Source organism: Mycobacterium sp. TH-M106 (assembly GCF_057473765.1).
In genome coordinates this window covers 1-6719 of record NZ_JBYCLE010000574.1, presented here as the reverse complement: position 1 = coordinate 6719, position 6719 = coordinate 1, and the positions used below count along the sequence as shown (strand labels likewise).

7 protein-coding genes and 1 pseudogene are annotated in these 6719 nt (G+C 69.3%); 5 read left to right on the top strand and 3 right to left on the bottom strand.

The annotated features are described in order from the left end of the window. Positions 1-105 precede the first annotated feature (105 nt). Positions 106-489: pseudogene (locus AC2VOP_RS19605) on the bottom strand (YhjD/YihY/BrkB family envelope integrity protein); the annotation flags it as partial. Then, positions 486-1508 carry a tryptophan--tRNA ligase gene (trpS, locus tag AC2VOP_RS19600; RefSeq protein ID WP_486962515.1) on the bottom strand — a complete coding sequence of 341 codons (1023 nt, stop codon included), beginning with the start codon at positions 1506-1508 and terminating at the stop codon, positions 486-488. The gene trpS and the pseudogene AC2VOP_RS19605, both read right to left, overlap by 4 nt. 60 nt (positions 1509-1568) lie before the next feature. On the opposite strand from trpS, the gene AC2VOP_RS19595 reads away from it, so the two are divergent. From AC2VOP_RS19595 to cobM, 5 genes are all read left to right on the top strand, one after another. Further along, positions 1569-2225, top strand: a complete 657-nt coding sequence (locus tag AC2VOP_RS19595) for an enoyl-CoA hydratase-related protein (protein ID WP_486962514.1) — start codon at positions 1569-1571, stop codon at positions 2223-2225. A 99-nt stretch (positions 2226-2324) separates the two neighbouring features. After that, positions 2325-3224 (top strand): nitrite reductase, encoded by a 900-nt coding sequence (locus AC2VOP_RS19590; protein WP_486962513.1) that lies wholly within the window; start codon positions 2325-2327, stop codon positions 3222-3224. Further along, the gene (locus AC2VOP_RS19585; protein WP_486962512.1) at positions 3221-3889 is read left to right on the top strand and encodes a precorrin-8X methylmutase; all 669 of its coding nucleotides are present in this window, start codon (positions 3221-3223) and stop codon (positions 3887-3889) included. The genes AC2VOP_RS19590 and AC2VOP_RS19585 overlap by 4 nt, the downstream gene beginning before the upstream one ends. Further along, entirely contained in the window at positions 3886-5403 is a 1518-nt protein-coding gene (cobJ, locus tag AC2VOP_RS19580) for a precorrin-3B C(17)-methyltransferase (RefSeq protein ID WP_486962511.1), read from the top strand. The genes AC2VOP_RS19585 and cobJ overlap by 4 nt, the downstream gene beginning before the upstream one ends. Next, positions 5400-6182 (top strand): precorrin-4 C(11)-methyltransferase, encoded by a 783-nt coding sequence (gene cobM, locus AC2VOP_RS19575; protein WP_486962510.1) that lies wholly within the window; start codon positions 5400-5402, stop codon positions 6180-6182. Before cobJ ends, cobM begins: the two co-directional genes overlap by 4 nt. Here the strand turns inward: cobM and cbiT are convergent. Further along, on the bottom strand, positions 6154-6719 hold a 566-nt coding region (cbiT, locus tag AC2VOP_RS19570), incomplete at its 5' end, for a precorrin-6Y C5,15-methyltransferase (decarboxylating) subunit CbiT (protein ID WP_486962509.1). The genes cobM and cbiT overlap by 29 nt on opposite strands.

The following is a 6719-nucleotide window of genomic DNA, read 5'->3' as shown; positions in this document are numbered from 1 at the left end:
CCGGAACCACCGAAGAATAACCACCAACCATCCGGGCCTAGGGGGTCAATTTTCAGATGCCGCCAGGGGGTCAGTTTTCACTTGCCGTTGACAGCTGATTCGGACCATCTCTTCGAGCGCATCACGGAGATTCGCCAGCCAGCCCAGTCCTGCCCAGCCAGCCAAGGCCAGACCGATCACCCCAACCGAGGTGCGCGACGCGATCGCGGAGTCGATCACATGAATCACCTGCGCTCCGAAATCCCCCGGAATCGATGCCCGGACCCGGTGGTCGACCTCGTCGAGCAGGTGAGGTTGCCGCGACAGCAGCAAGCCGCCAACCGAGAAGCCGACCATCAGCACGGGAAATATCGCGAAGATCGTGTAGTAGCTGAGCCCGGCCGCAAGAAAGTTGCCGTTGCGGTCGGTGTAGCGCTCGTTAGCCCGCATCACATGGTCGAGCCAGCTGTATCGAGCGCGCAGCCGCTCGACTATGGTGGCTGGGTTCATGGCCGGGGCGCAAGGAACCCAACCCGGGCATAGACCCGCTCGACGGTGCTGGCGGCCACCTCGCGGGCCCGCTCCGCGCCGGCCGCGAGCACTCCTTCCAACTCGGCTGGGTCCGCGAGCAACTCGTCGACCCGGGCCTTGACGGGTGTGACGAACTCGGCTACGGCTGCAGCCGTGTCCTTCTTCAGGTCGCCGTAGCCGTGTCCGGCGTAGGCCTCCACCAGTTTGTCGATATCGGTGCCGGTAATCGCGGATTGGATGGTCAGCAGGTTCGACACCCCGGGTTTGGCGCCGGGGTCATAGCGGATCTCCCGCTCGCTGTCGGTGACGGCCGCGCGGATCTTCTTAGCGCTGACCGCCGGGTCGTCGAGCAGGCTGATCAGCCCGGCGTCGGTCGCCGTCGACTTGCTCATCTTGGCGGTCGGATCCTGTAGGTCGTAGATCTTGGCGGTGGCCTTGGCGATCAGCGGCTCCGGCACCACGAAGGTGTCCGGGAAGCGGGCGTTGAACCGCTGCGCGACATCGCGGGCCAGCTCCAAGTGCTGGCGCTGGTCCTCGCCGACCGGCACCACGTCGGTGCGGTAGGCCAGCACGTCGGCAGCCATCAGCACCGGGTAGGTGAACAACCCGACCGTGGCGGAATCGGTGCCCTGCTTGCCCGACTTGTCCTTGAACTGCGTCATCCGCGACGCCTGCCCGAATCCGGTGAAACACCCCAGCACCCAGGCGAGTTCGGCGTGCGCGGGGACGTGGCTCTGGACGAAGACGGTGCTGCGGACGGGGTCGATGCCCAGCGCCAGGTACTGCGCGGCGGTAACCAGGGTGCTGCGCCGCAGCGTCTGCGGGTCCCAGCCCGGCACGGTGATGGCGTGCATGTCGACGACGCAGAAGAAGGCGTCGAAATCGTCCTGCAGTTGCGCCCAGTGGGTGATCGCCCCCAGTGCGTTGCCCAGGTGCAGCGAACCGGAGGTCGGCTGTACGCCGGAGAAGACCCGGCCGGTACCAGCAGTGGTGTTCATGATCTGTCGATCCTGTCATGCCGGCATCCTGCGGTCATCTCGACGTGGTGGGATGAGGCCATGAACCTCAGCTACGACGACAAGATCGCGATCCTCGATCTCGGTGACGGCGAGAACCGGTTCTCGCCCGGGTTTCTCGACGAGATCGGCGCGATGCTCGATGACGTCATCGCCGGCGATGCACATGGACTCGTCACCACCGCCGCCGGTAAGTTCTACACCAACGGCCTGGATCTGGACTGGCTGATGGCCAACGGCGAGCAAACCGGCTGGTATGTCGGCCGGGTACAGGCGCTGCTGGCGAAGGTGTTGACGCTGCCGGTGCCGACCGCGGCGGCGATCGGCGGTCATGCGTTCGGTGCCGGCGCGATGCTGGCCGTAGCCCACGACTTTCGGGTGATGCGTGCCGATCGCGGCTTCTTCTGCTTTCCGGAGGTCGACATTCGCATCCCGTTCACCCCGGGGATGGCCGCGCTGATTCAAGCCAAGCTCGCCCCGGCTGCGGCGATGGCTTCGATGACGACGGGCCGCCGTTTCGGCGGGGTGGACGCCGCCGCTATCGGGCTCGTCGACGCCACCGCCGCCGAGGGCGCGGTCACCGCTGCAGCGGTCGAGCTGCTGCGCCCGCTCGCCGGAAAAGACCCCGGCACGTTGGGCGCAATCAAGTCCACCATGTTCGCCCGCGCCGTCGATGCGCTCAAAGACACCGGGTCTTAGCCGGGCCATCCACCCACGCGTTCTACGCTACAAACCGGACCGGCCAACCACCGTCCCCGTGCTGGATCCACGACGAGAGAGCATCGACGAAACCCACCCATGCCGTCTTTTGCGTCCACCGAACGACGCACGCGCACCGACCTGTGCCCGGGTGCGTTACGGCCCTGGCACGCCCACGATGGACTGCTGGTCCGGCTGCGCCTGGTGGGCGGTGCGCTGGCCGTCTCATCGCTGGCGCGCCTGCTCGAGGTCTCCGATCGGCTCTCCGACGGCCGGATCTACCTCACGACCCGGGCTAACCTCCAGATCCGAGGTCTGCCGGGTGAAGGCGGGCGGCTGACGTCGCAGGCCCTGTCCGCTATCGAATCGACCGGGCTGCTGCCGTCACGCACCCACGAGCTGGTCCGCAACATTCTGGTGTCCCCGCAGAGCGGGTACGCCGGCGGTCGGGTCGACCTTCGCCCGGTAGCGGCCCGGCTCGACGCGTTGCTCTGCGGTGACCCTCGACTCGCTCGGCTACCGGGACGGTTCCTGTTCACCCTCGATGACGGGCGGGGTGACCTCCTCGACCGGCTCACCGGCGCCGGGCGCAGCGGCACCGACCTGGGCCTGGTGGCTCTCAGTGCCACTGAAGCGCAGCTGAGAATCGGTGAGCGGTGGGGTGGTGTGGTGAGTGCGTCGGACTCCGCCGGTCACCTCGCCGGCATGGCGAGTGCGTTTCTGGCAAGACGGGGCCGAGGGGCCACAGCGGCCTGGCATGTACGCGAGTTGGACACGCCGCTGCAGCCCGCCACCGTCGCTGACCGGCGGATGCCGCCCCGATCCGGCCCGCTGCCCTACGGTCCGGTGCCCGGCGGCAACCATGTGCGCGTACCCGATGGTGTGCTGACTCGCGATCTCGGGCACTCGATCATCGAAACCGCGCGACACGTCACCGATTTGGTCGTGACCCCCTGGCACGGAATTCTCATCCCCTCGGCACGGACGGCGGCAGCGTGAACGGCAGCGCCACGCGCCCGGCGAAGCGCTACCGCTACCTCGATGACGGACCGACCATCTACCTGGAGTCGTTCGCCACCATCCGGCGGGAGTCGGACCTCTCCCACGTCCCGGCGGCGGCCGAGCAGCTGGCGGTGCGGATGATCCACGGCAGCGGGCAGACCGATCTCGCCGGTGACCTGGTGATCCACCCCGACGTGGTTCGGGTCGGGCGGGCCGCCCTGCACGCCGGCGCGCCCATTTTGTGCGACACGACGATGGTGGCGGCGGGCGTCACCGCCGGTCGGCTGCCGGCCGGCAACCGGGTCTGCTGCTATCTGGCCGATGAGCGCGTCTCCGCCCTGGCGCGGAGGTGGGGCACCACGCGGGCGGCGGCGGCCGTCTCGTTGTGGGAACCGATGCTGGCCGGCAGCGTCGTCGCCATCGGAAACGCGCCCACCGCGCTGTTTCATGTGCTGGAGATGATTCTCGACGGTGCCCCGCGGCCGGCGGCGATCGTCGGCTGCCCGGTGGGCTTCGTCGGCGCCGCCGAGGCCAAGGTTGCGCTCGCCCGCCTGCACGAAGACCATGGCATCGACATCCCGTTCATCACGGTGCGCGGACGCCGCGGCGGCTCCGCCATGACGGCGTCGGCGCTCAACGCGCTGGCCTCGGAGGCCGAATGACCAGTCAGGCATCCCCCGGCCGGTTCTACGGGGTCGGACTGGGACCCGGCGACCCCGAACTGGTCACCCGCAAGGCCGCCCGGGTGATCGGCGAAGCTGACGTCGTGGCCTACCACGCCGGTGTCGGAAAACAGTCCTACGCGCGCAGCATCGCCGCCGACCTAATTCGCGAAGACGCCATCGAAGAGGAGCTGCGCTACCCGGTCACCGCCGGCGGAACCGACCACCCGGGCGGCTACGCCGGCGCACTCGCCGACTTCTACGAGCAGTCGGCGGATCGCCTGGCGGCCCACCTGTTAGCCGGCCGCACGGTCGCGCTGCTGGCCGAGGGCGACCCCCTGTTCTACGGGTCGTACATGTACATGCACGACCGGCTTGCCGACCGCTTCGACACCGAGATCGTCCCTGGGGTGCCCGCCTTCGCCGCGGCCACCGCCGCGCTGGCGTCGCCGCTGGTGCGCCAGACCGACGTGCTCACCGTGCTGCCCGGAACCCTGCCCGAAGACGAACTCGCGGCGCGACTGGCCGACACCGACGGCGCCATCGTCATGAAACTCGGACGCACCTTCCCCGCGGTGCGCCGCGCCCTGGCCAGGGCCGGCCGGCTCGAACACGCCCGCTATGTCGAATACGCCAGCCACCCCGCGCAGCGGTGGCTGCCCGTCGTCGACGTCGACGAGACCAAGGTGCCCTACCTGTCGGTGATCGTCGTGGACGGCGACTCGCGCAACGGGCGGCGCTCACGGATTCCGGCGGGCCAGGTTGCCGAGCCGTCGACCAGCGCCGCCGAACTCCTGGTCGTCGGGCTCGGTCCGGGATCCGACGATTGGCTCACCGGTGAAGCCTCGGCGGCGCTGGCCGAGATCAACCACGTGGTGGGCTACGGGCCCTATGTGGCCCGGATTCCGCGACGGCCGGGACTGCACCGGCACTGCTCGGGAAACACCGTCGAGATCGACCGGGCCCGTTTCGCGCTCGACCTGGCCCGCCGTGGCGACAAAGTCGCCGTCGTCTCCGGTGGCGACGCCGGCGTATTCGGCATGGCCGCTGCCGTGTTCGAAGCCGCCGAAGACGAGCGGTATCGCGACGTCTCGATCCGGGTGCTGCCCGGCGTCTCGGCGGTGCAGGCGGTGGCCGCCCGGGCCGGCGCCCCGATCGGGGCCGACTTCGCGGTGATCAGCCTGTCCGATCGACTCAAGCCGTGGTCGGTGATCGAGACCCGGCTGCGGGCGATCGCCGAAGCCGATCTGGTCCTGGCCGTCTACAACCCGGCGTCTCGGGGACGGCCCGATCAGATCGCGCTCGCCCGCAAAGTGCTGCTGGAGCACCGCTGTCCGGGAACGGTGGTGGTGGTGGGACGCGACATCGGCCGGCCTCAGGAATCGCTCACCGTCACCACGCTGGGCGACCTCGACACCGACGCCGTCGACATGAAATGCCTGTTGCTGGTGGGCGCGTCATCGACCCGGGTCACAGCGTCTGGCCGGGTGTGGACACCACGTCGGGTTCCATGAGCACCTGCCGAAAGGTGCATTTCGTCGGCGCCGGCCCGGGGGCGGCGGATCTGCTCACCGTGCGCGCCACCCGGCTGCTCAACAACGCCGACGTGGTCCTCTACCCTGGCAGCTATCTGGACGCCGCCGTGCTCGAACATTGTTCTGGGGCAGCCCAATTCGTCGACACCCAGGATCTCGACCTGGACGGGATCGTGGGCCGTTTGGTTGCCGCGTATCGCGCCGAACTGGGGGTGGTGCGGCTGGTGTCGGGCGACCCGTCGCTGTACAGCGCGCTGTCCGAGCAGACCCGCAGACTCGACGCCGCCGGAGTGCCGTGGGACGTCACCCCGGGAGTGTCGGCATACGCCGCGGCCGCGGCCGTCCTCGGCCACGAGCTCACCGTGCCGCTGGTGACGCAGTCGGTGGTGCTGACCCGCACCCAGGCCGCCTCCACCGCGATGCCGGCCGGTGAATCGTTGTCCGCGTTCGCAGCGACCCGCGCCACCCTGGTGTTGCACCTGGCGATCACCCGGATCCGGGCGCTGACAACCGAATTAGCGTCTAAGTACGGCGCGGAGTGCCCGGTCGCGGTCGTCTACCGTGCCTCACAACCGGACGAACTCGTGCTGCGCGGCACCATCGGCGACATCGCCGATGCGGTCGAGGCGGCGGGCCTGAGCCAGGCCGCGGTGATCCTGGTCGGCCGGGCACTCGCCGAGGAGCGTGACCCATGCGCCGGGGAGAGCCATCTCTACGACCCGGCCCGAATCAGGGGCTCGTCCAAGCCCATTGGCTGACCGCGCGTGTGGGTGTCCATCCGGTGGACCCACCGAGCGGGGCTGCGTGTTCGACGTGGATTCGCGTCAGCTCGCCACCGTGGTCGCGGTAAGCGGCCGCCAGCACCGCCTCGGTCTCCACCGTCACCGCGTGCGCGACCAGGCGTCCCCCGGGACGCAAGGCAGCCAGGCACGCCGCGAGCGCTGCGGCGACACCACCGCCCAGGAAAACCGCGTCCGGCGCGGGCAGATCGGCCAGGGCCAACGGCGCGATTCCACACACGACGCCAAGCGTCGGCACCCCGAGATTGCGTGCATTGCTCGAAATACGCTGCGCCCTCGCCTTATTCGACTCGACGGCCACCGCCCGGCAGGTCGGGTGGGCGCGCATCCATTCGATGCCGACCGACCCGGCTCCGGCGCCGACGTCCCACAGCAGCTGTCCGGGGACCGGCGACAGTCGGGCCAAGGCAGACGCGCGCAGATCCCGCTTGGTCAGCTGACCGTCGTGGTCGAAAGCACTGTCGGGCAAGCCCGTTGCCCAGCCGGTCAGCAACG

Bases quoted from the DNA above. Each gene is read 5' to 3' on its own strand.
- AC2VOP_RS19590 (WP_486962513.1), top strand. From the start codon at position 2,325: ATGCCGTCTTTTGCGTCCACCGAACGACGCACGCGCACCGACCTGTGC.
- cobJ (WP_486962511.1), top strand. From the start codon at position 3,886: ATGACCAGTCAGGCATCCCCCGGCCGGTTCTACGGGGTCGGACTGGGA.
- trpS (WP_486962515.1), bottom strand. From the start codon at position 1,508: ATGAACACCACTGCTGGTACCGGCCGGGTCTTCTCCGGCGTACAGCCG.
- AC2VOP_RS19595 (WP_486962514.1), top strand. From the start codon at position 1,569: ATGAACCTCAGCTACGACGACAAGATCGCGATCCTCGATCTCGGTGAC.
- cobM (WP_486962510.1), top strand. From the start codon at position 5,400: ATGAGCACCTGCCGAAAGGTGCATTTCGTCGGCGCCGGCCCGGGGGCG.